Source organism: Microbacterium sp. 22179 (genome assembly GCF_052045715.1).
Classification (GTDB): Bacteria; Actinomycetota; Actinomycetes; order Actinomycetales; family Microbacteriaceae; genus Microbacterium; species Microbacterium galbinum.
In genome coordinates this window covers 298,585-323,079 of the sequence record NZ_JBQEPJ010000003.1, presented here as the reverse complement: position 1 = coordinate 323,079, position 24,495 = coordinate 298,585, and the positions used below count along the sequence as shown (strand labels likewise).

General features: G+C 70.3%; 21 protein-coding genes and 1 riboswitch. Of the genes, 14 read left to right on the top strand and 7 right to left on the bottom strand.

Translation table 11 applies throughout. The features are described 5' to 3' along the window. The first annotated feature begins 84 nt into the window (after positions 1 to 84). The 6 genes from hemQ to ACTJKK_RS09190 all read left to right on the top strand — a co-directional run bounded on the left by hemQ (position 85) and on the right by ACTJKK_RS09190 (position 5,425). Entirely contained in the window at positions 85 to 762 is a 678-nt protein-coding gene (gene hemQ, locus ACTJKK_RS09215) for a hydrogen peroxide-dependent heme synthase (RefSeq protein WP_440747762.1), read from the top strand. 7 nt (positions 763 to 769) lie between these two features. Beyond that, positions 770 to 1,762, top strand: coding sequence for a hydroxymethylbilane synthase (gene hemC, locus ACTJKK_RS09210; protein WP_440747761.1), 993 nt, complete (start codon positions 770 to 772; stop codon positions 1,760 to 1,762). Then, positions 1,762 to 2,562, top strand: a complete 801-nt coding sequence (locus ACTJKK_RS09205) for a uroporphyrinogen-III synthase (protein ID WP_247624413.1) — start codon at positions 1,762 to 1,764, stop codon at positions 2,560 to 2,562. Before hemC ends, ACTJKK_RS09205 begins: the two co-directional genes overlap by 1 nt. Further along, complete coding sequence (gene hemB / locus ACTJKK_RS09200; RefSeq protein WP_440747760.1) at positions 2,559 to 3,536, top strand: porphobilinogen synthase; 978 nt, start codon at positions 2,559 to 2,561, stop codon at positions 3,534 to 3,536. The genes ACTJKK_RS09205 and hemB overlap by 4 nt, the downstream gene beginning before the upstream one ends. Before the next feature lie 32 nt (positions 3,537 to 3,568). Further along, positions 3,569 to 4,894: a glutamate-1-semialdehyde 2,1-aminomutase gene (gene hemL / locus ACTJKK_RS09195; RefSeq protein ID WP_440747759.1), complete on the top strand. Its 1,326-nt coding sequence runs from the start codon at positions 3,569 to 3,571 to the stop codon at positions 4,892 to 4,894. An 81-nt stretch (positions 4,895 to 4,975) separates the two neighbouring features. Further along, positions 4,976 to 5,425: a hypothetical protein gene (locus ACTJKK_RS09190; RefSeq protein WP_247624416.1), complete on the top strand. Its 450-nt coding sequence runs from the start codon at positions 4,976 to 4,978 to the stop codon at positions 5,423 to 5,425. Positions 5,426 to 5,502: 77 nt separating this feature from the next. On the opposite strand, the gene ACTJKK_RS09185 is transcribed toward ACTJKK_RS09190, so the two are convergent. Then, a complete protein-coding gene (locus ACTJKK_RS09185; protein ID WP_440747758.1) occupies positions 5,503 to 7,491 on the bottom strand; it encodes an ATP-binding cassette domain-containing protein in 1,989 nt (662 codons plus the stop codon). Positions 7,492 to 7,603: 112 nt separating this feature from the next. Here ACTJKK_RS09185 and ACTJKK_RS09180 point away from each other — a divergent pair, with 112 nt between their 5' ends. From ACTJKK_RS09180 to ACTJKK_RS09170, 3 genes are all read left to right on the top strand, one after another. After that, complete coding sequence (locus ACTJKK_RS09180) at positions 7,604 to 8,665, top strand: enoyl-CoA hydratase/isomerase family protein (protein WP_440747757.1); 1,062 nt, start codon at positions 7,604 to 7,606, stop codon at positions 8,663 to 8,665. 157 nt (positions 8,666 to 8,822) lie between these two features. Continuing rightward, positions 8,823 to 10,550 carry an ABC transporter ATP-binding protein gene (locus ACTJKK_RS09175; protein ID WP_440747756.1) on the top strand — a complete coding sequence of 576 codons (1,728 nt, stop codon included), beginning with the start codon at positions 8,823 to 8,825 and terminating at the stop codon, positions 10,548 to 10,550. Then, positions 10,547 to 12,820, top strand: a complete 2,274-nt coding sequence (locus ACTJKK_RS09170) for an ABC transporter ATP-binding protein (protein ID WP_440747755.1) — start codon at positions 10,547 to 10,549, stop codon at positions 12,818 to 12,820. The genes ACTJKK_RS09175 and ACTJKK_RS09170 overlap by 4 nt, the downstream gene beginning before the upstream one ends. Before the next feature lie 597 nt (positions 12,821 to 13,417). Here ACTJKK_RS09170 and ACTJKK_RS09165 read toward each other — a convergent pair. Next, entirely contained in the window at positions 13,418 to 15,049 is a 1,632-nt protein-coding gene (locus ACTJKK_RS09165) for a D-alanyl-D-alanine carboxypeptidase (protein ID WP_440747754.1), read from the bottom strand. 83 nt (positions 15,050 to 15,132) lie between these two features. After that, a riboswitch (TPP riboswitch) is annotated at positions 15,133 to 15,244 on the top strand. Between ACTJKK_RS09165 and ACTJKK_RS09160 the strand changes: the two genes are divergently transcribed. From ACTJKK_RS09160 to ACTJKK_RS09150, 3 genes are all read left to right on the top strand, one after another. Beyond that, entirely contained in the window at positions 15,235 to 15,921 is a 687-nt protein-coding gene (locus ACTJKK_RS09160; protein ID WP_440747753.1) for an ECF transporter S component, read from the top strand. (Overlaps the previous riboswitch by 10 nt.) Beyond that, a complete protein-coding gene (locus ACTJKK_RS09155) occupies positions 15,921 to 17,378 on the top strand; it encodes an ABC transporter ATP-binding protein (RefSeq protein WP_440747752.1) in 1,458 nt (485 codons plus the stop codon). The genes ACTJKK_RS09160 and ACTJKK_RS09155 overlap by 1 nt, the downstream gene beginning before the upstream one ends. Next, a complete protein-coding gene (locus ACTJKK_RS09150) occupies positions 17,375 to 18,166 on the top strand; it encodes an energy-coupling factor transporter transmembrane component T family protein (protein WP_247633740.1) in 792 nt (263 codons plus the stop codon). The genes ACTJKK_RS09155 and ACTJKK_RS09150 overlap by 4 nt, the downstream gene beginning before the upstream one ends. Positions 18,167 to 18,187: 21 nt before the next feature. Here the strand turns inward: ACTJKK_RS09150 and ACTJKK_RS09145 are convergent, their stop codons facing one another. The 3 genes from ACTJKK_RS09145 to ACTJKK_RS09135 all read right to left on the bottom strand — a co-directional run bounded on the left by ACTJKK_RS09145 (position 18,188) and on the right by ACTJKK_RS09135 (position 21,046). Next, complete coding sequence (locus tag ACTJKK_RS09145; RefSeq protein ID WP_440747751.1) at positions 18,188 to 18,883, bottom strand: potassium channel family protein; 696 nt, start codon at positions 18,881 to 18,883, stop codon at positions 18,188 to 18,190. A 37-nt stretch (positions 18,884 to 18,920) separates the two neighbouring features. Then, a complete protein-coding gene (locus ACTJKK_RS09140) occupies positions 18,921 to 20,249 on the bottom strand; it encodes a TrkH family potassium uptake protein (RefSeq protein WP_440747750.1) in 1,329 nt (442 codons plus the stop codon). Between the two features lie 71 nt (positions 20,250 to 20,320). Further along, the gene (locus ACTJKK_RS09135) at positions 20,321 to 21,046 is read right to left on the bottom strand and encodes a phosphotransferase (protein WP_440747749.1); all 726 of its coding nucleotides are present in this window, start codon (positions 21,044 to 21,046) and stop codon (positions 20,321 to 20,323) included. A 123-nt stretch (positions 21,047 to 21,169) separates the two neighbouring features. Here ACTJKK_RS09135 and ACTJKK_RS09130 point away from each other — a divergent pair, with 123 nt between their 5' ends. Together ACTJKK_RS09130 and ACTJKK_RS09125 are read left to right on the top strand one after the other, a co-directional pair. Next, positions 21,170 to 21,934 carry an SDR family NAD(P)-dependent oxidoreductase gene (locus ACTJKK_RS09130; protein WP_440747748.1) on the top strand — a complete coding sequence of 255 codons (765 nt, stop codon included), beginning with the start codon at positions 21,170 to 21,172 and terminating at the stop codon, positions 21,932 to 21,934. 37 nt (positions 21,935 to 21,971) lie between these two features. Continuing rightward, positions 21,972 to 22,802, top strand: a complete 831-nt coding sequence (locus tag ACTJKK_RS09125; protein WP_247624426.1) for an SDR family oxidoreductase — start codon at positions 21,972 to 21,974, stop codon at positions 22,800 to 22,802. Between the two features lie 236 nt (positions 22,803 to 23,038). On the opposite strand, the gene ACTJKK_RS09120 is transcribed toward ACTJKK_RS09125, so the two are convergent. Further along, positions 23,039 to 23,788, bottom strand: coding sequence for a sulfite exporter TauE/SafE family protein (locus tag ACTJKK_RS09120; RefSeq protein ID WP_440747747.1), 750 nt, complete (start codon positions 23,786 to 23,788; stop codon positions 23,039 to 23,041). Positions 23,789 to 23,795: 7 nt separating this feature from the next. Beyond that, complete coding sequence (locus ACTJKK_RS09115; RefSeq protein ID WP_440747746.1) at positions 23,796 to 24,437, bottom strand: bifunctional 4-hydroxy-2-oxoglutarate aldolase/2-dehydro-3-deoxy-phosphogluconate aldolase; 642 nt, start codon at positions 24,435 to 24,437, stop codon at positions 23,796 to 23,798. Between the last annotated feature and the right edge of the window lie 58 nt (positions 24,438 to 24,495).

Genomic DNA, 24,495 nt, shown 5'->3' with positions numbered 1-24,495 from the left:
CCGGAACTCCGCTTCCGGGGCGTCGCGTTTTTTGCACGCTCGGCTGCATTCGCAGCCGTCCGACAAAAGGGGCAGACTGGGACCATGTCCGATGAGAGCGCAGAGAACCCGTCCGGCTTCACCCTCTGGGCCGTGTGGCGACGCAACCCCGATGTGCCCGTCACCGAGTCCGACTCGACCGAACTCGAGACGATCGTCTCGTACGTCGAGGACTCCGGGGTCACGGTCCGCGGCTTCTACGACGTCTCGGGCCTCAAGGCCGATGCCGATCTCATGGTGTGGCTGCACGGCGACACCGCGGAAGAACTGCAGAAGGCGCTACGTCGTCTGCGCCGCACCGAGCTGCTGCGCTCGCTCCTGCCCGTCTGGAACGTGATGGGCGTGCACCGCGACGCCGAATTCAACCGCTCGCACGTGCCCGGCTTCCTCCGTGGCATCGAGCCCAAGGACTGGCTCTGCCTCTACCCGTTCGTGCGCACGCCCGAGTGGTACCTGGCACCCGAGGCCGACCGTCGCGCGATGCTCGCCGACCATGGCCGCAAGGGCGCCGCGTTCACGGGCGTCATCGCGAACACCGTCGCCGCATTCGCCCTCGGCGACTACGAGTGGATCCTCCCGATGGAGGCCGACGACGTCACCGATCTCGTCGACATGATGCGCGACCTCCGCTACACCGAGGCGCGTCTGTTCGTGAAGGAGGAGGTGCCCTTCTACACGGGGCGCAGGCTCCGCTTCGACGAGATCGCGGACGTGCTGCAGTAGGCCCGCCGTGAGCTCCCCGATCCGCCTCGGTACTCGCCGCAGCGCTCTCGCGCAGGCCCAGTCCGGTCACGTCGCCGCCGCCCTCGAGAAGGTCGTCGGCCGCCCCGTCGTGCTCGTCCCGATCACGTCCGAGGGCGACACCAATCGCGCCTCGCTGTCGGAGATCGGCGGGCAGGGCATCTTCGCCACGCGTCTGCGCGAGGCGCTGCTCGCGGGGGAGTGCGACTTCCTGGTGCACTCGCTCAAGGACCTCCCCACCGCGGTTCCCGAGGGCCTCGTCATCGCGGCGACTCCCGTCCGCGAGGATGCGCGCGATGTCGTCATCACCCGCGGCGGTACTCCGCTGCACGAGCTGCACGCCGGCAGCACGGTCGGCACGGGTTCGCCCCGCCGCATCGCCCAGGTGCGTCGCCGGGCCCCGCACTCGACGGTCGTCGACCTGCGCGGCAACGTCGACTCGCGTCTCGCGCGCGTCGCATCCGGCGAGCTGGATGCCGTCATCCTCGCGGCCGCGGGGCTCTCGCGGCTCGGCACCGACTCGCCGCTGCACCGGGAGGAGCTGGGGCTGAGTGAGTGGCCGACCGCGCCCGGGCAGGGAGCCCTGGCGGTGGAGACGACGACGGATGCCCCGGCCGAGCTGCGGGAGGCGCTCGCCGTTCTCGACGATGCGCCCACCCGCCTCGCGATCACGCTGGAGCGCGCGATCCTCGAGGGTCTGGACGCCGGATGTCAAGCCCCCATGGCCGCGCATGCGGTCGTCGAAGGCGCCGAGATCCGCGTCAGGACGGTCGTGTACGCGGCCGATGGCGGTCGCCGGATCGGGCTCGACGTCACCGAACCCCTGAACGAGGGGTATATTCAACGGAACGGCAGTGGCAATGATGCGGATGCTGCCGATGGTGCAGATCCGATCCAGGCCGTTCGATCGCTGGGATTGGCTGTCGCCCGTCGGCTGCTCGAACAAGGGGCGGCCGAACTCGTCCCCCGAGAGCAATCCTGATGACCACGACACCCGAATCGAAGCACGACAAGCCTCTAGACGGCTGGCGGATCCTCGTCCCCCGCGGAGGCCCGTGGGGCGACGGCGTCGCCGCGAGCCTGCGCCTGCAGGGAGCGGTCCCCGTCGTCGCGCCCCTCATCAACTTCGCCCCCACGACCGACCAGGCGGCCCTCGACGTCGCCCTCGAGCAGCTCGCCGCCGGCGCCTACGACTGGCTCACGGTGACGAGCGCGACCACGGTCGACGTGCTCTTCGCGCACCGTGCGGTGGTGCCGGCCACGACGCGCATCGCGGCGGTCGGCGAGACCACCGCGGCGGCGCTGCAGGCCGTCGGGTACGAGGTCGCGCTGGTGCCCACGCAGGACAACTCCGCCGAGGGCATGGCGCAGCAGATGATCTCGCTCGAGACCGCACCGCGCCGCATCCTCGCTCTCCGCAGCGAGATCGCGAAGCCGGTGCTGAGCGTGCTGCTCACCGAGGCGGGTCACGACGTCGACAGCGTGGTGGCGTACCGTACGGTCGGCGTACCGGTGACGGATCGCATCAAGCGCGACGTCGAGAACGGCCGCATCAACGCGATCCTCATCACGAGCGGTTCGGTCGCCGAGCAGGTGCGCGAGCAGTTCCCCGAGATCCCCGATGACACGCTGCTCGCGGCGATCGGTCCCCGCACGGCGCGCGATGCCCGCAACGCCGGACTGTCGGTCTCGGTGGTCGCGGATCGCCAGACGGTCGACGCGCTCATCGACGCGGTCTCGCACTTCACCCTCCCGCACTCGGCCGACGAGTTCACGCCGTGAGCTTCCCCGAGGTGCGCCTGCGTCGACTGCGCCAGTCGCCGGCCGTCCGCCAGCTCGTGCGCGAGACCGGCCTCCAGCCGCAGCAGCTCGTGCTGCCGATGTTCGTGCGCGAAGGGCTCACCGACCCCGCGCCGATCGGCTCGATGCCCGGTGTCGTCCAGCACTCGATGGATTCGCTGCGCGCCGCGGCGGTCGAGGCGGCCGAGGCCGGCGTCGGCGGCGTCATGCTCTTCGGCGTTCCGGCGGTGCGCGATGCCCGGGGCTCCGGCGCAGACGCTCCCCACGGCATCCTCAATCTCGCGACCGAGGCGCTGGCAGCCGAGGTGGGCGACGCCCTCGTCGTGCAGACCGATCTGTGCCTCGACGAGTTCACCGATCACGGCCACTGCGGCGTGCTGGCCGCCGACGGTTCCGTCGACAACGACGCGACCCTCGAGCGCTACACCTCGATGGCTCTCGCCCAGGCGCGGGCCGGCTCGCAGCTGCTCGGGCTCTCGGGCATGATGGACGGCCAGGTCGCCGCCATCCGCCGGGCGCTCGACGCCGAGGGGTTCACGCGTACGATCCTGATGTCGTACGCGGCGAAGTACGCGAGCGCGTTCTACGGCCCCTTCCGCGAGGCGGTGGACTCGCAGCTCACCGGTGACCGCCGCACCTACCAGCTCGACCCCGGCAACCGTCGCGAGGGCGTGCGCGAGGCCGTGGTCGACGAGCAGGAGGGTGCCGACATCGTCATGGTCAAGCCGGCGATGGCCTTCCTCGACGTACTGCGCGAGGTGCGCGACACCGTGCATATTCCGGTGTGGGCATACCAGGTGTCCGGCGAGTACGCGATGATCGAGGCCGCCGCCGCGAACGGATGGATCGACCGCCGTGCGGCGATCCTCGAGTCGCTGCTGTCGATCCGGCGCGCCGGTGCCGACGCGGTTCTGACGTACTGGGCGACCGAGGCCGCCCGCTGGCTGCGCGACTGATCGGTCGCCGCCGCACTTCGAGAGGAAGCACCATGTCCGATCGCAACGATGATCTCTTCTCCGCCGCCCGCGCGGTGATTCCCGGCGGCGTGAACTCTCCCGTCCGCGCCTACGGGTCGGTCGGTGGCACGCCGCGGTTCCTCGCCTCCGCGCAGGGTGCGACGGTGACGGATGCCGCGGGCACGACGTACATCGACCTCGTGGCCTCGTGGGGCCCGGCGCTGCTCGGTCACGCGCACCCGGAGGTCGTCCAGGCGGTGCAGGAGGCCGCGACCCGTGGCCTGTCGTTCGGAGCGCCCACCGAGGGCGAGGTCGAGCTCGCGGCACTGATCGCCGACCGCGTGCGGTTCGGCGAGATCCGTCCGATCGAGCGCGTGCGCCTGGTGTCGACGGGCACCGAGGCGACCATGACGGCGATCCGCCTGGCCCGCGGCGCGACCGGGCGCGACCTGCTCGTGAAGTTCGCCGGTCACTACCACGGCCACTCCGACGGGCTGCTCGCCGCGGCCGGCTCGGGCGTCGCGACGCTCGCGCTGCCGGGTTCCGCGGGCGTGCCCGCGCCGATCGCCGCGCAGACGCTCGTGATCGACTACAACGACCCCGAGGCGCTGGCGGCGGTGTTCGCCGAGCACGGCCCGCGCATCGCGGCGGTCATCGTCGAGGCATCCGCGGCGAACATGGGCGTCGTCGCCCCGCTCCCCGGGTTCAACCGCCTCATCGCCGACACGGCCCACGCGCACGGCGCGCTGATGATCCTCGACGAGGTGCTCACCGGGTTCCGGGTGCACCCGGCCGGGTTCTGGGGCCTGCAGGCCGCGGAGGGCGAGGACTACCTCCCCGACATCGTCACCTTCGGCAAGGTCGTCGGCGGGGGGATGCCGCTGGCCGCCCTCGGCGGACGGGCCGATGTGATGGATCTCCTGGCGCCGCTGGGGCCGGTCTACCAGGCGGGCACGCTCTCGGGGAACCCGCTCTCGGTCGCCGCGGGCCTCGCCACGCTGCGCCTCGCGACGCCCGAGGTCTATGCGACCATCGACGCGGCGGCCGACCGGCTCTCGCGTGCGCTCGACGCGGCGCTCACGGATGCCGGTGTCGAGCACGCGGTGGCGAAGGCGGGAAACCTCTTCAACGCGTCGTTCCGTCCCTCCGCCCCGCGCGACTACGCCGAGGCCCAGGCGCAGGAGTCGTTCCGCTACGCGCCGTTCTTCCACTCGCTGCGGGAGCAGGGGATCGCCCTGCCGCCGAGCGTGTTCGAGGCGTGGTTCCTCACGGCCGCACACGGCGACGAAGAACTGCTGCGCATCGAGGCGGCGCTGCCCCTCGCGGCCGCCGCCGCGGCATCCGCTCGTCCTGAGTGAGCGCATTCCCACAACGGATCGTTGTGTTCCTGTGAGCAAGATCCAGACAACTGGGAGGATGCCGCTGGCAGACTGGGTGTCATGGTGACGTTGCTGTTGGATCAGACGCAACTCGAGATCGTGCTCTCGCCGCTGGAACGCGCCGCGAGCTTCCACCGCGACAACCTCCGCATCGTGCGCGAGACGATCACCAAGGTGCAGCTCACCGATGACGCCTGGACCTGGCTGCGCGGTGTGCCCAACCCCGGCACCCACATCCCCGGCATCCTCGCCGCCGGCACGTGGAAGGCCGCGGGCAGCACCGACTTCGTGCTCATCCGCAAGCGCCGCCCGAGCGTCGTGATCGACCTCACCGGAGACGAGCAGTACCGCCGTCTCATCCTGACCACCCGGCACGGCCTCGCCCTGACGCAGGCCCTGCGGCTCGAGGTCTCCGAGGAGCCGGCCGACGTCGAGGAGATCGTCTCGACCGGCTCGATCCCCACGACCAAGCAGCCCCGACGCCCGGTGATCCGGCCGCGGCCCGCCTGAGCCACCGCGCTCGCAGACCACAGCGAAACGCCCTCCGCGACCATCGGGTCGGGAGGGCGTCTCGCTGTGCGGATCGATCAGTCGCGGGGGCGGTACTCGCCGTGCTCGTGGTGCTGGTCGCCGTCGCCGCTCTGGTCGTAGTGGTCGGCGTTGGCGAGCTCGTCGTCGGTCGCCGTGAGCGGGATCTCCGGGATGATCTCGATCACGGTCGTGCGGGGTGCGCCGTCGGCGGGAGCGTCGTCGGATGCTTCGTCGTCGGACGCTTCGTCGCTCGGGGCCTCGTCGCTCGGGGCCTCGCCGGTCGCCGTCTCGGCTTCCGCCTGCGTGTCGGCTTCCTGCTCGGAGGGGGCGGCGTCGTCCGACGCGCTGCCGTCCGACTCGGAGGGAGCCTCGCCGAGGGGGTAGTCCTTCGGCTCGTCCTCGAAGTAGGCGCGGGCGGCGTCGGCGAGCATCGAGCTCACCGCGGCCGAGCGCGGGTCGGCGTCCTGGTCGCCGGCCGCCTCGTCGCCGGCAGCCTCGTCGCTGTCGGACGTCGCCTCGGATGCGCCGTCGGTCGGGCCCAGGTCGTCGAACACCTCGACCCCGGCCTCCTCGCCGATCGGAACACCCGCGGCTTCGCCGTCGACGGCGTGGGCGGGAGCTTCGGCGCCCGGGAACGAGGTGGCCTCCTCCTCGGCGGCCGCGCCGTTTCCGAAGAGGATGTCGTCGAAGGAGGGGAGCCCTGCGGCCGACACCGGGCCCGGTGCGGCCTGCGCGGCATCCGCATCGGTGGCCGTACCGTCTGCAGGCGTCTCGTCCGCAGGATCGTCGTCGGACGCTGCGGTGTCGGATGCTGCGGTGTCGGATGCTGCATCGTCGGATGCAGCGGCGCCGTCGACGGAGACGTCGACCGCTTCCTCGGCATCCGCTTCGTCCGCGACGACGTCGCCGTCGTTCACGATCGCGGCTCCTGCTCCGGAGGCGACCACTGCCGCCGCGACGGGACCGCCGGGCACGGCTGCGGCGGCATCGGCGGCGATCGCGGAGGCGGTCATCGCCGACGTGTCGTCCGTCGTGGCCTGCTCCTCGGCGTCGGCCGGAGCGGTCGCGTGCGCGGGCTCTTCGACGGGAGCCGCCGGCGCCGCGGCGGGAGCGACGAGCTGCGTCGCGAGGAGGCCGGCGTGCGGCTCGAGCCGGCCGCCACGGGTGAGCTGGATGAAGACGTCTTCGAGCGTCGGACCGCGCTGCACGAGAGTGGTGAGGGCGATCCCGGCATCCGCGGCGACCGCACCGACCCGGCGGGCGTCGGTGCCGCGCACCGTGAGCCCGGAGCGGAGGATCTCGATGTCGAACCCGGCGGCGGCGAGGGCGGCGGTGAGCGCGGCACGATCGGCCGCGTCGACGATGACGGCGCCGGCCGAGGGATCGGCGAGCTCCTCGATGCCGCTCGCGAGCACGAGACGACCCTTCGACAGTACGAGCACGTTGTCGGCGACCTGCTCGACCTCGCTGAGCACGTGCGACGACACCAGCACGGTGCGCCCCTCGTCGGCGAGACGGCGCATGAGCAGGCGCATCCAGCGGATGCCTTCCGGGTCGAGCCCGTTGGCCGGCTCGTCGAACACGAGAGCCCCGGGGTCGCCGAGCAGAGCGTGCGCGACGCTCAGGCGCTGACGCATGCCGAGCGAGAATCCGCCGATGCGGGCGTCGCCCTCGTTCTCGAGCCCGACCAGGGAGAGCACCTCGGCGACGCGACCGAGCGGGATGTCGTTGGCCTTGGCCGCGATCGTGAGCTGACGGTTCGCGGTGCGGCGCGGACGGTAGACGGTCTCCTCGAGCACCGAACCGATCACCCGCAGCGGCTGGCGGAGTTCGGCGTACGACTGGCCGCCGATCGTCGCGGTGCCGGAGGTCGGGCGAACCTGGCCCAGCAGCATCCGCAGCGTCGTCGTCTTGCCGGCCCCGTTGGGGCCGAGGAACGCGGTGACCGCACCCGGCTCGATCCGAGCAGAGAAGTCGGAAACGGCGGTCACCTCATTGAAGCGCTTCGTCACGCCCGTGAATTCGAGAACCTGTCCGTCGGTCATGCGCGACCTCTCCTTGCTTGGTCAATTCCCCCTATCCTGCCGGAAAACCGTCCGGATCGCGTATTTCCTGTGGATTGCGAGCCCTCGAGGGGACCGGGGTAGCCTGGCTCCCGTGACCGAGACCTCTGCCTCCGACCGTGTCCTCGTCCGCACGGAAGGCGCTCTCGGGCGGCTCACGCTGCAGCGTCCCGAGGCGATAAACGCCCTCGACCTGGGCATGGTGCAGGTGCTCACCGCGGCGCTCGACGCCTGGCGCACCGACACCGACGTGCAGATCGTGCTGCTCGACGGTGCGGGCGACCGCGGCTTCTGCGCCGGGGGAGACGTGCGCGCCCTGCACGCGCAGATCGTGTCGGGGCATCCCGAATCCACCGCCGAGTTCTTCCGCGCGGAGTACGCGCTCAACGCCATGATCGCCGAGTATCCGAAGCCGATCGTCGCCTTCGCCGACGGCATCACGATGGGCGGCGGCATCGGGCTCGCGGGGCACGCGGCGATCCGCATCGTGACCGAGCGCTCGAAGCTCGCGATGCCCGAGACGCGCATCGGCTTCACCCCCGACGTCGGCGGCACCTGGCTGCTCGGCCGTGCGCCGGGTCGCCTCGGCGAGTACCTCGCTCTGACCGGCGGTTCGATGAACGGGGCGGATGCCATCGCGCTCGGTTTCGCGGACTACTACGTGCCCTCCGCCAATCTCGACGCCCTGCGCGAGGCCCTCGCGTTCCGCGCCGACCCGACGGGGCCGAGCGAGATCGTGCTGCTGTTCGACGAGACGCCGGAGCCCTCGGAGCTCTCGCCGTCGCCGGAGTGGATCGACGAGGCCTTCTCCGCCGGCACGGTCGTCGAGATCGTCGAGCGGTTGCAGGCGCAGGGTACGACGGATGCCGCGGCCACGGCCGACCTGCTCGAGGGGCTCGCACCGACGGGGCTGGTCGTGACGCTCGACGCCGTGCGCGAGGCGCGGGCGGCCTCCGGGCTGCGCGAGGCGCTCGAGGGCGAGTACCGGCGGGTGCTGTGGTTCGTGCACGAGCATCCCGATCTCGTCGAGGGCATCCGGGCTCAGCTGGTCGACAAGGACCGCAACCCGAAGTGGCAGCCCGCCTCGCTCGCCGAGCTGGGGACGGATGCCGGGGCGGACGCCCGTGCGTACGTGCCGGCGACGCCGCTGTTCTGAGTGCTGGCCCGGCTGTCGACGGGTTCGCTGTGAGCGAAGGTTCCGAACTCGGCGGTACGAATGTCGGAGCTTCGTGTCACGCTTTGTTGTGGCCGATCCCGGTCGGCACCTTCCCCCACGCCTGAGTCCACAGCTTCATCTCTCAGAAAGTCCGCCTGTGCTGGGTAAAATTCTCGTTCGGTATCTGTCCCGCTACAAGTGGCTGCTCGTCGCCGTCCTGGTCTTCCAGTTCGCGAGCGCGATCGCCACCCTCTATCTCCCGCGTCTCAACGAAGACATCATCAACAGAGGCGTCGCGCAGTCCGACACCGACTACATCTGGCGCACCGGTCTGCTCATGCTGGCGGTCTCGCTCGGTCAGATCATCGCGTCGATCATCGCCACGTACTTCGCCGCCCGCGCGTCGATGGGCGCCGGCCGCGACATCCGCGCCGACGTGTTCAGCAAGGTGAGCGGATTCTCCGAGCGAGAGGTGTCGCAGTTCGGCGCCGGCTCGCTCATCACGCGCAACACCAACGACGTGCAGCAGGTGCAGATGCTGGCGATGATGGGCGCCACCATGCTCGTCACCGCACCGCTGCTGGCGATCGGCGGCATCATCTTCGCGGTGCAGACCAACATCGGGCTGAGCTGGCTCATCGCCGTCTCCGTCCCCCTCCTGCTGATCGTCGCCGGACTCGTCGTCAGCCGCATGGTCCCCCTGTTCCGCAGCTACCAGGGCAAGCTCGACACCGTGAACCGCGTCATGCGCGAGCAGCTCACCGGCGTGCGCGTCGTGCGCGCGTTCGTGCGCGAGCGCATCGAGGAGGAGCGCTTCCGCGGCGCGAACACCGACATCATGGTCGTCGGGCGCAAGGTGGGTTCGCTGTTCGTGCTGCTGTTCCCGCTCTTCATGCTCATCCTCAACGTCACGGTCGTCGCGGTCGTCTGGTTCGGTGGCGTCGAGGTCAACAGCGGCACGGTGCAGGTCGGCACGATCTTCGCGTTCATGCAGTACATCGGACAGATCATGGGCGGCGTCATCATGGCCAGCTTCATGGCGATCATGATCCCGCGCGCCGCGGTCTCGGCCGAGCGCATCGGCGAGGTGCTCGACACGACGTCGAGCATGGAGCGTCCGGCGAACGGCGTCACCTCGTTCCCGACTCCGGGTTCCGTGGCCTTCGACGATGTCGAGTTCACCTACCCCGGGGCGGACGCCCCCGTGCTCTCCGGCATCAGCTTCGCCGCCGAGCCCGGTGAGACCGTCGCGATCGTCGGATCGACCGGTGCCGGCAAGACCACGCTGGTCTCGCTGATCCCGCGCCTCTTCGACGTCTCGGGCGGAGCCGTCTTCGTCGGAGGAGCCGACGTCCGCACCGCCGATGTCGAATCGCTGTGGGCGACGATCGGACTCGTTCCCCAGCGCCCGTTCCTCTTCACCGGCACGGTCGCGTCGAACCTCCGCTACGGCCGTGAGGACGCCACCGACGACGAGCTCTGGCACGCGCTCGAGATCGCGCAGGGCCGTGATTTCGTCGAGGAGATGCCGCAGGGGCTCGAGTCACGGATCACCCAGGGCGGAACCAATGTCTCGGGCGGTCAGCGCCAGCGCCTGGCGATCGCCCGCGCGATCGTGCGTCAGCCGCAGATCCTCGTCTTCGACGATTCGTTCTCGGCGCTCGACCTCACCACCGACGCCCGTCTGCGACAGGCGCTGTGGAGGGAGCTGCCCCACGTGACCAAGGTCGTCGTCGCGCAGCGCGTCTCGTCGATCACCGATGCCGACCGCATCGTCGTGCTCGAGGGCGGGACCATGGTCGGCGTCGGAACGCACGCAGAACTCCTCGAGACGAGCACGACGTACCGAGAGATCGTCGAGTCGCAGTTGGGGGTGGACGCATGAGCGAGCAGAACTCCTCACGTACCCGTCGCGGTCGCGGAGCCAAGAGCGCAGCCGCGGGCACCGCGGCCGTCGTCGGGCCCGAACTGACCGACGAGGAGAAGTACGAGGCCGAGCTGGCCGAGAAGGCGCGTCAGGACGGCGGCGGCTGGGACAGCGTCGCGCCCGGTAAGGCCGACAACTTCGGCAAGAGCTTCAGCCGCATGATCGGCTTGCTCAAGCCCTCGGCGGTCTGGTTCGTGATCGTGTCGATCCTCGGCGCCATCGGCGTCGTGCTCACGGTGGCGGCTCCGAAGGTGCTCGGCGAGGCGACCAACCTCATCTACAAGGGCTTCATCTCGGTGCAGCTCGGGCAGGCGAACGGCGACTTCCCCGGATTCCCCGCGGGCACCTCGCAGGACGACGTCGTCGACGCGTTGCGGCAGGGCGGCCAGACCGACTTCGCCAACCAGGTCGCCGCGCTCGGTGACTTCCAGGTGGGTGACGGCGTCGACTTCGACGCGCTGCGGTGGGTCATCGCCGCCGTCCTCGCGATCTACGTGGTCGCGGCGTTCCTGAGCTGGATCCAGGGCTACGTCATCAACGTCATCATGGTGCGCACCATGTGGCGTCTGCGCGAATCGGTCGAGGCGAAGATCAACCGACTGCCGCTGTCGTACTTCGACAAGGTGCAGCGCGGTGACCTGATCTCCCGCGTCACCAATGACATCGACAACATCACGCAGACCATGCAGCAGTCGCTGTCGGGCGCGATCACCGCGGTGCTCACGGTCGTGGGCGTGCTCGTGCTCATGTTCTCGATCTCCTGGCAGCTGGCGCTCGTCGCGCTGGTGGCGCTTCCGCTCATGGGAGTGATCTTCGGCGTCATCGGTCCGCGTTCGCAGAAGGCCTTCGGCACGCAGTGGCGCAAGGTCGGACGGCTGAACGCCCGCGTCGAGGAGGCCTTCTCGGGCCACGCGCTGGTCAAGGTCTTCGGCCGCGAGCAGGACGCCCTCGACAAGTTCAAGGACGAGAACGAGGAGCTCTTCCAGGCCGCGTTCAAGGCGCAGTTCCTGTCGGGCATCATCATGCCGGCGATGACCTTCGTCGGCAGCCTCACCTACGTGGGCATAGCGGTGCTCGGCGGCCTCATGGTCGCGAACGGCCAGCTGCGTCTCGGCGACGTGCAGGCGTTCATCCAGTACTCGCAGCAGTTCACGCAGCCGCTGTCGGAGCTGGGCGGAATGGCGGCGGTCGTGCAATCGGGAACCGCCTCGGCCGAGCGCGTGTTCGAGCTGCTCGACACCGAGGAGCAGGAGGCCGACGACGTCGACGCTCCCGCGCTCGACGAGGGCAAGGGCGTCGTCGAGTTCGAGAACGTCGCGTTCTCGTACACGCCTGAGCGTCCGCTCATCACGGACCTCTCCTTCCGGGTCGAGCCGGGGCAGACGGTGGCGATCGTCGGACCGACCGGCGCGGGCAAGACCACGCTCGTCAACCTGATCATGCGGTTCTACGAGCTGAACGGCGGGCGTATCCTGCTCGACGGTCAGGACATCTCGGAGGTCACGCGCGACGAGCTGCGTTCCCGCACCGGCATGGTGCTGCAGGACCCGTGGCTGTTCGCGGGCAGCATCCGCGAGAACATCCGATACGGGCGTTCCACGGCGACCGATGACGAGGTGCTCGAGGCCGCGAAGGCGACGTACGTCGATCGCTTCGTGCACGCGTTGCCCGAGGGGTACGACACCGTGCTCGACGAGGACGCGTCGAACGTCTCGGCGGGTGAGCGGCAGCTGATCACGATCGCCCGGGCGTTCGTCGCCCAGCCGTCGATCCTGATCCTCGATGAGGCCACGTCGGCCGTCGACACCCGCACCGAGCTGCTCCTGCAGAACGCGATGGCGGCGCTCCGCGAGGGACGCACGTCGTTCGTGATCGCTCACCGCCTGTCGACGATCCGCGATGCCGACCTCATCCTCGTGATGGAGCACGGCGACATCGTCGAGAAGGGCACGCACGACGAGCTCATCGCCGCGCAGGGCGCCTACTGGAGGCTGTACCAGTCGCAGTTCGAGCAGGCGGCGACCGACATCGACGCCGAGGAGGCACTCACCGGCTCGACGCCGACCGTCATCACGGGCGACGCCGACGACGCGGATGCTGCGGAGGCCGCAGCAGCGGATGCCGTCACCGGTGCATCGGTCGGAGCCCAGCAGCCCGTCGCCGAAGCTGCCGCGGCTCAGGCCGTGATCGAGCACCCGTCTCCCGAGGGGGACACCCGCCACAGCTGACCCGCCTCGGCTGACCCACCACGGTACTCGGGCTCACGCCCACCCGACGCGCCCCGACCCGCATCCGCGGGCCGGGGCGCTTCCTGTGCGGCGCCGTCGCCCCGAGAACCCGCCGCTGCGGCATCCGCCCGATCCCGCTCATCTGCACGGAGCGCGCACGTCTGCACGGCGATCCCGGGGGTCTCGCCGTGCGGACGTGATCCGTCCGTGCAGGCGTGATGGCGCGGCACCACGTGCAGGGAGAAAAGACATCTGCAGGGAGGTTCGGCGGGATTCTCCCTGCACGTGTCGTTCTTCCCTGCGGATGAGCGGGCGGCAGAGGGCGACAGGCGTGCGAGGAGGCAATCTGAACGTGAGGGGTCACAACACGCCTCACGGGCGGGTACGAACACGGCGTGTCTTGACCCCTCGCCGGGGATGGGCGCCAGGGGTCGAGCACACCCTCCGCAGGGACCCATCGCCGGCACTCGCCACGGGGACCCTCCGCCGGCACTCGCCGCTCGTGGGTAGTCCCGAACCCGAGGGGTCAAGACACGCCTCACGGGCGGGCACGATCACGGCGTGTTGTGACCCCTCACGGAGTCAGGAGATCCGGCTCTACTCCGAGTCGAGGCCGAACAGGTTCATCGGATGCGTGAGGCGCCACCAGATGCTGGGGCCCTCGACGTCGTCGTCGAGAACGAGTTCCGTCGTGGTCGCGTCGATCGGGCCGGCGGTGCTCAGCGAGCCCACGGCGTCGCCGTCCTCCCGCGCATCCCCGAGCGAGAAGCTCGTCGAGGTCGTTGCCGCGGCACCGTTCCAGAGCAGCACGTCGGCGTCGGCATCCGTCACGATGTCGACCTCCGCGCCCCACTCGGTGCGCACCTGACCGACGACCGTGCCGGCCGGAACCGCGGGTTCCTGGGCGAGGAGCGCCGCTTCGACCTCGGCGAACAGCGAGCGCGTGGCCGCGAGCCGCTGGGCATCGTCGTCCTGATTCAGCACTGCCGCGTAGAGCTGCACGGTGCTGTCGCCCACGGTCACGTCCTTCGCCGTGAGCAGGTTCCACCCGACGAGCGTGCCCGTCTTGATGCCGACGACACCGGGGTCGGCCAGCATCCCGTTCGTGTTGGTCACGAGGCCCGCGCCGGGCAGTTCGACGGCCGGCGTGCCGACGATCTCCGCGAACACCGGGTTCTTCATCGCGAGCTCGCCCAGGCGCACCAGGGCGTCGGGTGTCGCGACGTTGCCGATGTCGAAGCCCGACGGCGTGACGACCGTGATGTCGCTGAGGCCGCGCTCGCTCAACCAGATCTCCGCGGCGGCCGCGAACTCGCTGTTCGATCCCCAGATCTCCCGCGCGAGGCGGTCGATGTAGTTGTTCGCCGACCCGAGCAGCGTGCCCTGCAGCATCTGGTACTCGGTGAGCACTCCGCCGACCGGCACATCGAGCGACGACTGATCCGACATCCGATACGACCAGTACGACTGGCTGTCGGCGCGGGTGAACGAGAATTCGGGACCCTGCTCGCCGAGGGCCAGGGGCATCCGGTCGAGCACCATGAGCGAACTGACCACCTTGGTGATGCTCGCGATGCTCGCCGGATCCACCGAGGATGCCGTCGAGCCGATGCCGCCCACGCCGACGGCTGCGCTGCCGACGCCGGGCCACGCCACGGCGGCCGGGGGAGCAGCGACGGTGGCGAATTCGACCGAATGAACGGTCGGGGCGACCTCGTGCAGCGGCCACAGGATGGTCGTGCCCGCGTATGCGCCGACGAGACCGAGAACCATGCCGATCGGCACGAGCACGCGGGCGCTCGCGATCGCCGGGCGCAGTCGAGCGCCGCGCATGATCGCGACGGCGGGATCCTCGACGTACGGCTCGTCGTAGGTGCGCGCTGCGGAACCTGCGGCGACGGCAGCGGTGTCGATCCAGGTCAGGGCCGTGGCCGGGCGCTTCTCATCTGCCCATGCGGCCTCGGGAGTCTCGCTCTCGTTCGCCCCCGGAGCGGCGGATGCCTCGACACCGGATGCCTCGACACCGGCGGTCTCGGCGCCGGCAGCCTCGACGTCAGTACCTTCAGGACCAGCTTCCTCGGCGCCGGCAGCCGTCGCCTCGTCCGGACCCGCCACGGTGGGTGTGGATGCCGTCGCAGGCGGCTCGAGTTCGCCCGGGGCGTCGGTCGCAGCCGCGCCGGAATCGGGCACGGCGGCGGTGGCGGCGTCGGTGGGATGAGCGGCGGTCACTCGATTACGGTACCCAATCCCCGGGCTGATCTGCGGCGATGCGTCACGGGCGGGCGCGGGTGTCGTCGCGCGGGTATGCTGGTCAGCACAACCACGGGAGTCCGGCGAGCCGGGCTGAGAGGGAGCGAATCGCGCTTCGACCGTCGAACCTGATCTGGGTCATGCCAGCGCAGGGAGGAGTTCAGATGAGTACGTCCACGCCCGAATCCGCCGCGAAGAACGCCGGCGAGACGGCATCCAACCCGGCATCCGCCGCGAAGCCGGCATCCGCGAAGAGCGCATCCGTCACGATCTGGCGTTGGCGCGTCGTCGACATCGTGGTCGCCAGCGTGCTCGGCGTCGCCGCCGGGCTGATCTTCCTCGCGTGGAACGTCGGCTACCTCGGCCCGAAGGCGCTCCTCGAGCCGCTGCTCCCGGGCCTGCAGGGGCTGCTCGACGGCCCGTGGCTGTTCGCCGGCGTGCTCGGCGGCCTCATCATCCGCAAGGCGGGTGCCGCGATCTACGTCGAGCTGCTCGCCGCGGTCGTGTCGGCCCTGATCGGCAACCAGTGGGGCGGGTTCCTGACGCTCGAGGCCGGACTCGTGCAGGGCCTGGGAGCCGAACTGATCTTCCTGCTGTTCTTCTACCGTCGCTGGTCGCTGCCCGTCGCGATCCTCGCCGGAGCGGGCGCGGCCCTCGCCGGCGGCATCAACAACCTCATCCTCTGGTACGCGGGGTCGGGCACCGAGTTCACGGTGATCTATCTGATCAGCACGGTCGTGTCGGGCGCGGTGATCGCCGGGGCCCTGTCGTGGGTGCTGGCGCGTGGCATCGCGGCCACGGGAGCGCTCGATCGCTTCGGCTCGGGCCGTGAGGCGCGTGTCCGCGTCTGATGACGATCGATCAGACCGGGCCCGCGACGGTCGAGGCGACCACGTGGGGCTGGCGTCATGCCAGCCGTCTGGCCTGGGCGCTGCAGGACGTCTCGTTCCGGATCGAACCGGGGGAGCGCGTGCTGGTGCTCGGCGCCTCCGGTGCCGGCAAGTCGACGCTGCTGCAGGGACTCGCGGGGGTGCTCGGCGGCGATGAGGAGGGCGAAGCCCAGGGCTCGCTCCTCGTCGACGGCATCCCCGCAGCGTCGACCCGCGGGCGCACGGGGCTGGTGCTGCAGGACCCCGACTCGCAGGTGATCCTCGCCCGGGTCGGTGACGACGTCGCCTTCGGGTGCGAGAACCTCGGCATCCCGCGCGCCGAGATCTGGCCGCGCGTGACGCAGGCGCTCGACGCGGTCGGCCTCGACGTGCCGCTCGATCGCCCGACCAAGGCGCTGTCGGGCGGGCAGAAGCAGCGGCTCGCGCTCGCCGGCATCCTCGCGATGCGGCCGGGGCTCGTGCTGCTCGACGAGCCGACGGCCAACCTCGATCCCGCGGGCGTGGTCGAGGTGCGCGACGCGGTCGAGCGGATGCTGCAGGCGCACCCCGCGACGCTGATCGTCGTCGAGCACCGCCTCGACGTATGGCTGCCGCTGATCACGCGGGTGATCGTGGTCGGGCAGGGCGGGGTCGTGGCCGACGGACCGCCCGCGCACGTGCTCGGCGTCGAGGGCGCCCGGCTCGCGGCCGACGGGGTGTGGGTGCCGGGGTTCGCTCCGGATGCTCCGCCCGCTCCGCTGTCGGCGTCCGGCGAGGTGCTGATCTCGGCCCGCGATCTCGCCGTCGCCCGCGTGAAGGGGAAGCCCGTGGCGAGCGGCATCGACCTCGACGTGCGGGCAGGACAGGCGCTCGCGATCACCGGGCCGAACGGTGCCGGCAAGTCGACCCTCGGGCTCACGCTCGCGGGACTCCTGCCACCCGCGGGCGGTGCGGTCGCGGCATCCGCGGCCCTGGCCGCCGGCATCGGATCGACGCCGATCGACTGGGCCTCGCGCGATCTGCTCACCCGTATCGGGATGGTCTTCCAGGAGCCCGAGCATCAGTTGCTGGCGAAGACCGTGCAGGACGAGCTCGCGGTCGGCCCGCGCGCTCTCGGCATGCCCGAAGACGAGATCGCCGCGCGCAGCGAGGAGCTGCTGCACCGGCTGCGCCTCGACCGGCTCGCGCGCGCCAACCCCTACACGCTGTCGGGCGGCGAGAAGCGTCGGCTGACGGTCGCCGCCGCCCTCGCGACCCGGCCCCGGGTGCTCGTGCTCGACGAGCCGACCTTCGGACAGGACGCCCGTACCTGGGCCGAACTCGTCGCGATGCTCGCCGCCCTGCGCGACGAGGGCACCGCGATCGTGACGATCACGCACGACCTCGACGTCGCCCGCGCGCTCCACGCCGAACGCTACGAGCTGGGCGGCAGCCGATGACCGTGCTCGACACCACCGCCCGCACCGGACGCATCGCCGGCATCAACCCCGTCGCCAAGCTCGGGGTGAGCGCGCTGATCGCGATCCCGCTGATCCTCACGCTCGATCCGGTGTCGGCATCCGTCGCCCTCGTGCTCGAGTGCGTGCTGTTCTTCTTCGCCGGCATCGGCTGGCGCGAGTTCTGGCTGCGCACCTGGCCGGTCTGGCTCGCGGCGCCCCTCACCGCCGTCACGATCGCGCTCTACGGCGAGACGAGCGGCACGATCTACGTCGAGTGGTTCGTGCTGCGCATCAGCGACGGGTCGCTCGCGCTCGCTCTCGCGACCTTCCTGCGCGTGCTCGCGATCGCGCTGCCGTCGGTGGTGCTGTTCATCACGGTCGACCCCACCGACCTCGCCGACGGACTCGCTCAGGTGCTGAAGCTGCCCGCCCGGTTCGTGCTGGGCGCGCTCGCCGGGTTGCGCATGATCGGGCTGTTCCTCGACGACTGGCGGGCGCTCGAACTCGCGCGTCGGGCCCGCGGAGTCGCCGATCGCGGACGCATCCGCCGATTCTTCGGCATGGCGTTCGCGCTGCTCGTGCTCTCGATCCGGCGCGGCGCGAAACTCGCCACCGCCATGGAGGCTCGCGGCTTCGGCGCGCCCGGTCGGCGCACGTGGGCGCGCGAGTCGCGATTCGGGGCGGCCGAATGGATGCTGCTCGCGATCGGGCTCGCGATCTCCGGGGTTGCCGTCGCCGCCGCGATCGCGACCGGCGCGTGGAACTTCATCCTCGGGCCGAGCTCCTGAGCGGAGCGCGTCGTCCGGCGGTCAGCGCAGCTGGGCGAAGCGCTCGACCTTCGTCGTCGGGCCGACGACGAGCACCGCGTCACCGTCGCGGAGGACGGTGTCGGCCTGAGCGTTGTGCCAGTCCCCGTGCGCGTGACGGAAGGCGGCGATGGTCACGCCGTGCGTGCCGCGCACGGCCGCTTCGGTGAGGGTGATGCCGTGTAGCGACTGCGGAGCGACGGTCTTGACCATCGCGTATCCACGATCGATCTCGAGGTAGTCGGCGGCGGCGCCCCGAACGAGGTGCGCGACCCGGCGCCCCATGTCCTTCTCGGGGTAGACCACCCGGTGGACGCCGAGCTGCTCGAGCACAGCGCCGTGCCGCTCATCGACCGCCTTCGCCCAGATCACAGGCACGCGCAGCTGCAGCAGCAGGGAGGCGGTGAGGATCGACGCCGTGATGTCGGTGCCGATGGCGACGACCACGCGATCGAACTCGCCGATCGCGAGCTGCTCCAAGACGTCGAGCCGAGTCGCGTCCGCGCGCACGACCTGCGTGAGCTGACCGTTCAGCGACTGGACGATCTCTTCATCGCCGTCGACCCCGAGCACCTCTGTGCCCGAGGCCATCAACTCGAGAGCGAGGGACGTGCCGAACCGGCCCAGGCCGATGACGGCGACGGAGTCGGCCTCCGCGATCCTGCGAGCGTCCTGTCCGAAGGAGAGGAATTTTGCCACCGGTATGTCCTTTCAGGGGGTCTGGTCGCCGAGGCGATCAGCCGATCGCGGGTCGTTCTTTGGGGAGTTCATAGGCGGGCTGGCGTTCCCGCAACGCCAGAGCGGTGCCGAGCGTGAGGGGTCCCAGTCGACCGAGGAACATCAGGAAGACCAGGATCACCTGAGCCGCGTCTGGAAGGCCGGCGGTGATACCGGTCGACATGCCGACCGTGCCGAAGGCCGAGACGACTTCGAAGAGCACCTGATCGAGATCGAGGTCGGTCATGGCGAGGATGGCGACGACGGCGGTCATGACGGCACCGAGTGCCACGATGACCACCGTTATCGCCTCACGGTGCACGGCGCGCGAGAGACGCTTGCCGAAGACGTTCACGGCCGTTCCTCCGCGGAGCTCGGTCCACATGATGAAGAACAGCACGGCGAAGGTCGTGACCTTGATGCCGCCGGCGGTTCCCGCCGGGCCGCCGCCGATGAACATGAGCACGTCGGTGACGAGCCACGTCTCGTCGTGCAGGGCGGCGGTGTCGACCGAGTTGAAGCCGGCGGTGCGCGACTGCACCGAGTGGAAGAACCCGGCGAGCACGCGCGCGCCGGGATCGAGAGCCCCGAGCGTGCGAGCGTTGTTCCACTCGACGATCACGACGAAGACCGTTCCCGAAAGGAGGAGCACCAGCGTGGCCGCAAGCACGATCCGGGTGTTCATCGACCAGTGCAGGGGGCGCCGAAACTCCTTGCGCAGCTGCCGCAGAACGGGGAACCCGAGTCCACCGATGATGATCGCTGCGCAGATGGGAAGGCAGATCCAGGGGTCGGCCACGAAGCCGGAGAGGCTGTCGCTGTAGAGGGCGAATCCCGCGTTGTTGAAGGCCGAGACGGCGTGGAACACTGCATGCCACGCCGCCCGGTCAGCGCCGTAGCCGTAGCCGATCGTGAAGCGGGCGAAGAGCAGGATCGCGACAACGGCCTCGATCGTCAGGGTCGTTAGAAGGATGCCGGTCGCGATCCGCTTGACGTTGCCGCTCCCCGGGGTCTTCGTCTCGGTTCCTGTGATCATGCGCGACCTCACGCTCAGGCGGCGCGCCAAGGCGATACCGACGAGCGCGGCGAACAGCATGATTCCGAGTCCGCCGAGCTGGATGAGGAGCAGGATGACGATCTTCCCGAAGGGGCTCCAGTAGACCGGAGTGTCGACCACGATGAGCCCCGTCACGCACACGGCCGACGTGGAGGTGAAGAGAGCATCCATGAACCCGGTCCACGTTCCGCGCGCCGAAGAGATCGGCAGCATGAGGACGAGGGTGCCGATCAGCACCGCCGATCCGAACCCCACTGCGATCGCCTGCGCCGGCGCGAAGCGTCGCGTCACGGGCCGGCGGGGACGGGCGGAAGAAGCGGGCACATCACAGGAGATTACCGTCGGACCTGCTCGAGCGCCGCTCAGGTCTCGTTCCAGAGCCGCATGTAGAACTCGAGCCGTGCGTCGTCGCGTTCGACGCCGTACGCCTCGAGCAGCGGGTCCTCCCAGCCGGGCCCGAAGTTCCACCCGGTGCTCATGGCCGCGGCGGCGAGGTCGGCCCACCGGTCGGCGAGACCGAGGGCGGCGAGATCGACGTGGGCGGCGGGCTCACCCGCGGCGTCGAGGAGCGTGTTGGGCATGCAGGCGTCGCCGTGGCACACGACCAGGCGGTCGATCGGCGGGGCCTCGTGCAGCTCGGGCGGCACGACGACCCCGCGCTTGGAAGCGTTCGAGACGCGCCAGTGCACGCTCCACTCCCACGGGCAGTCGGCGACGGGGAGGGTGTCGTGCAGCATCCGCAGGGCGCGACCGACGGCGGGTACTGCGATCTCAGCCTTGCCATCCCAGCGCGGATCGACGGCGCTGAACGCGTCGATCGCGCGGGTGACGAGCCACTCGTGCGCGTCGTCCTCGCCCTGGGCGAGCACCTCGGGCACCGTGATCCAGCGGCGGGCCCAGCGCATCCGCTCGGCCTCGTCGTGCATGTTGGCCTCGTCATCGAGCGGACCCCACTTGATGTAGCGCCCGTCGTCGGTGCGGAACGTGAGGCCCCCGATGCCGTTGCGCCAGACCGGGGTGACGGCGGCGCGACCGGCGAGGTCGCATACGCGCGCGGGGATCTCGATGTGGGCGTCGGGGATGCTCATCCCTCCAGTCTGCCGTGCCGACCCCGTAGGCTCGCTGACACAGCCTTCCCCGGGGATCGTAGTGACACCAAGAACCACGTAGGCTGAAACTCAGTCGCACGACGACGTTCGAAGGAGAACACCATGCAGATCAGTGGACAGGGCGCGCTCATCACCGGAGGCGCCTCGGGTCTGGGCCTCGCCACCGCACGTCGGCTCGCCGCCGACGGCGCCCACGTCACGATCATCGACCTCTCGACGTCGAAGGGCGCCGAGGTCGCCGACGAACTCGGGGGACTCTTCGTGCCCGCCGACGTCACCAGCGTCGACGAGGTGCAGGATGCCGTCGCCCAGGCGCAGGCCGTCGCCCCGCTGCGCGTCGTGGTCAACTGCGCCGGCATCGCTCCGCCCGCGAAGGTGCTCGATCGAGACGGCAACCCGGCCGTGCTCGCCGACTTCGAGCGAATCGTGCGCATCAACCTCGTCGGCACGTTCAACGTGCTGTCGCAGGCATCCGCCGTCATCGTGAAGAACCCCGTCGACAGCGACACCGACACCCGCGGCGTCATCGTCAACACCGCCAGCGTCGCCGCCTTCGACGGCCAGATCGGCCAGCCCGCGTACGCCGCGTCGAAGGGTGGTGTGCACGCGATGACCCTGCCGGTCGCCCGCGAGCTCGCCCGCTACGGCATCCGCGTGGTCACCATCGCCCCCGGAATCATGGAGACCCCGATGCTCATGGGGCTGCCGCAGGCCGCGCAGGACTCCCTCGGTCAGCAGGTGCCGCACCCCTCGCGGCTCGGGCGCCCCGATGAGTACGCCGCCCTCGTGCAGCACATCGTCGAGAACGACTACCTCAACGGCGAGACGATCCGCCTCGACGGCGCGATCCGCATGGCACCGAAGTAACCCCGTCCGCACCGGCATCCGACCCAGAAGGAGACCCATGTCACTCGCAGGAAAGACCATCCTGATGTCCGGCGGCAGCCGCGGGATCGGACTCGCGATCGCGCTGCGCGCCGCGGCCGACGGCGCGAACATCGCCATGCTCGCGAAGACCGACACCCCGCATCCCAAGCTCGAGGGCACGATCCACACGGCGGCCGAGCAGATCCGCGCGGCCGGCGGGCAGGCGCTCGCGATCGTCGGCGACGTGCGCGACGACTCCGACATCACCGAGGCCGTGATGAAGACGCAGGGCGAGTTCGGCGGCATCGACATCGTCGTCAACAACGCCAGCGTCATCGACCTCTCGCGGTCGCTCGACCTCGATCCCAAGAAGTACGACCTGATGCAGGACGTCAACGTGCGCGGCACGTTCATGCTGTCGCGCGCGGCCGTACCGATGCTGAAGGATGCCGAGAACCCGCACATCCTGTCGCTCTCGCCGCCGCTCAATCCCACGCCGAAATGGCTCGGTGCGCACACCGGATACACGCTCGCGAAGTTCGGGATGACGATGGCGACGCTGGGTCTCGCGGCGGAGTTCGCGCGCGACGGCATCGCGGCGAACACGCTCTGGCCGCGTACGACCATCGCGACCGCGGCGGTTCAGAACCTGCTCGGCGGCGACAAGGTCATGGCCGCGAGCCGCACGCCCGACATCTACGCGGATGCCGCGTACCAGGTGCTCCTGCAGCCCGCCGGGTCGTACACGGGGCAGACGCTCATCGTCGAGGACGTGCTCGAGGCTGCGGGGGTGACCGACTTCTCGGGCTACGCCGCGATCCCGGGGACCCCCGACGCGGCGCTGTTCCCCGACATCTTCCTCGACTGACGCGGGGCGTCTCGCGGGGGACGCTTCGACAGGCTCAGCGACGCAGTTCCGGGACCGGGCGCCGCCGCTTGTTGCTGGGTCCCTGAGCTTGTCGAAGGGCCCCGCCGCTCGTTACTGGGTCCCTGAGTTTGTCGCGAAGGGCCCCGCCCCTGTTACTGGGTCCCTGAGCTTGTCGAAGGGCGCCGCCGCTCGTTGCTGGGTCCCTGAGCTTGTCGAAGGGCGCCGCCCCGTGACGCTCAGAAGAGCAGGTACACCGCGCCGAGCACCGTGAGCACGATGACGATGCGGTCGAAGAGCCGCTGATCGAGTCGCTTTGCGACGGCGAGCCCGATGAGCGCGCCGATGACGACGAGCGGGGCGAGCGCGGCATCCATCAGCAGCACCTGCCCCTCGAAGAGTCCGAGCCCCGCGAGGAACGGCACCTTGATGAGGTTGATGATCGCGAAGAACCACGCCGAGGTGCCGAGGAACACCTGCACCGGGGTGCGCGTCGCGAGGAAGTACATCGACATCACCGGGCCGCCGGCGTTCGCGACCATCGTCGTGAACCCTCCGAGCGTGCCGTAGGTGCCGGCGAGCAGAATGCCGCCGCGGGCGGGGGCCACGGCATCCGCCCTGTTCTGCCGCCACCGTCGCCAGAGTGTCACCGCGATCATGACCAGCAGGATCACGCCGATCGCGCGTCGCACGACCCCGTCACCGGTGAGCGCGAGGAACGCGAAGCCCGCCAGGAGGCCCAGCACCACGGCCGGTGCGAGGCGCAGCAGCGTCGGCCAGTGCGCGTGCCGGCGGTAGGCGATGAGCGCGAACACATCGCCGACCATCAGCAGCAGCAGCATGGCCGCGGTCGAGGTGCGCGCCGGCAGCACGGCCGCGAACAGGGCGATCGCGAGGATGCTGCCGCCCGGAAGCGCCGTCTTCGAGATGCCGATCGTCACCGCGGCGAGGGCCAGCGCGGCCCACGCCCACGGGTCGAGGGCGATCACCGAGGCGTCAGGCGCGGACGGCCGCGAGGGCGGCGGCGAAGCGAGCGGAGCGCTTCTCGATGTCGGCCCAGTCCTGGGCCTTGAGCGAGGCGCCGTTGGCGAGGTCGCCTCCGGCTCCGACGGCCACGGCGCCGGCAGTGAACCAGTCGGCGAGGTTGTCGGGGTTCACGCCACCGGTGGGCATGAGGGGAGCCTCGGGGAACGGGCCGCGCAGGGCGCCCAGGTACGAGGGGCCGCCGAGCGACGCGGGGAAGATCTTGACGACGTCGACCCCGAGTTCGAGCGCGCCCATGACCTCGGTGGGGGTCATGGCGCCGGTCATCACGACGCGGCCGGTGTCGAGCATGCTGCGCGTGAGGTGGGGGAGCGTGCCCGGGCTCACGAGGAACTCGGCGCCCGCATCGGCGGCGAGGGCGGCCTGCTCGGCGGTGGTGACGGTGCCGGCGCCGACGTAGGCGGCGTCGCCGTGCCGGGCGATGAGCTCGCGGATGACGGCGGGCGCGTCGGGGGTCGAGAACGTGACCTCGATACCGGTCACTCCGCCCCGGATGATGGCCTCGGATGCCTCGAGGGCGAGCTCGGGGGTGGAGGCGCGGAGCACGGCGAGGACTCCGGTGGCGCGGGCACGGGTGAGGCGGTCGGACATCATGCTCCTTGTGGTGGGGGTCGTTCTATTCTCGCCGACGCCAACTTGTCATTACAACGGG

Bases quoted from the DNA above. Each gene is read 5' to 3' on its own strand.
- ACTJKK_RS09115 (WP_440747746.1), bottom strand. From the start codon at position 24,437: ATGATGTCCGACCGCCTCACCCGTGCCCGCGCCACCGGAGTCCTCGCC.
- ACTJKK_RS09170 (WP_440747755.1), top strand. From the start codon at position 10,547: ATGAGCGAGCAGAACTCCTCACGTACCCGTCGCGGTCGCGGAGCCAAG.
- ACTJKK_RS09150 (WP_247633740.1), top strand. From the start codon at position 17,375: ATGACCGTGCTCGACACCACCGCCCGCACCGGACGCATCGCCGGCATC.
- ACTJKK_RS09205 (WP_247624413.1), top strand. From the start codon at position 1,762: ATGACCACGACACCCGAATCGAAGCACGACAAGCCTCTAGACGGCTGG.
- ACTJKK_RS09130 (WP_440747748.1), top strand. From the start codon at position 21,170: ATGCAGATCAGTGGACAGGGCGCGCTCATCACCGGAGGCGCCTCGGGT.
- ACTJKK_RS09185 (WP_440747758.1), bottom strand. From the start codon at position 7,491: ATGACCGACGGACAGGTTCTCGAATTCACGGGCGTGACGAAGCGCTTC.
- hemQ (WP_440747762.1), top strand. From the start codon at position 85: ATGTCCGATGAGAGCGCAGAGAACCCGTCCGGCTTCACCCTCTGGGCC.
- ACTJKK_RS09135 (WP_440747749.1), bottom strand. From the start codon at position 21,046: ATGAGCATCCCCGACGCCCACATCGAGATCCCCGCGCGCGTATGCGAC.
- ACTJKK_RS09125 (WP_247624426.1), top strand. From the start codon at position 21,972: ATGTCACTCGCAGGAAAGACCATCCTGATGTCCGGCGGCAGCCGCGGG.
- hemL (WP_440747759.1), top strand. From the start codon at position 3,569: ATGTCCGATCGCAACGATGATCTCTTCTCCGCCGCCCGCGCGGTGATT.
- ACTJKK_RS09190 (WP_247624416.1), top strand. From the start codon at position 4,976: ATGGTGACGTTGCTGTTGGATCAGACGCAACTCGAGATCGTGCTCTCG.
- ACTJKK_RS09155 (WP_440747752.1), top strand. From the start codon at position 15,921: ATGACGATCGATCAGACCGGGCCCGCGACGGTCGAGGCGACCACGTGG.
- ACTJKK_RS09160 (WP_440747753.1), top strand. From the start codon at position 15,235: ATGAGTACGTCCACGCCCGAATCCGCCGCGAAGAACGCCGGCGAGACG.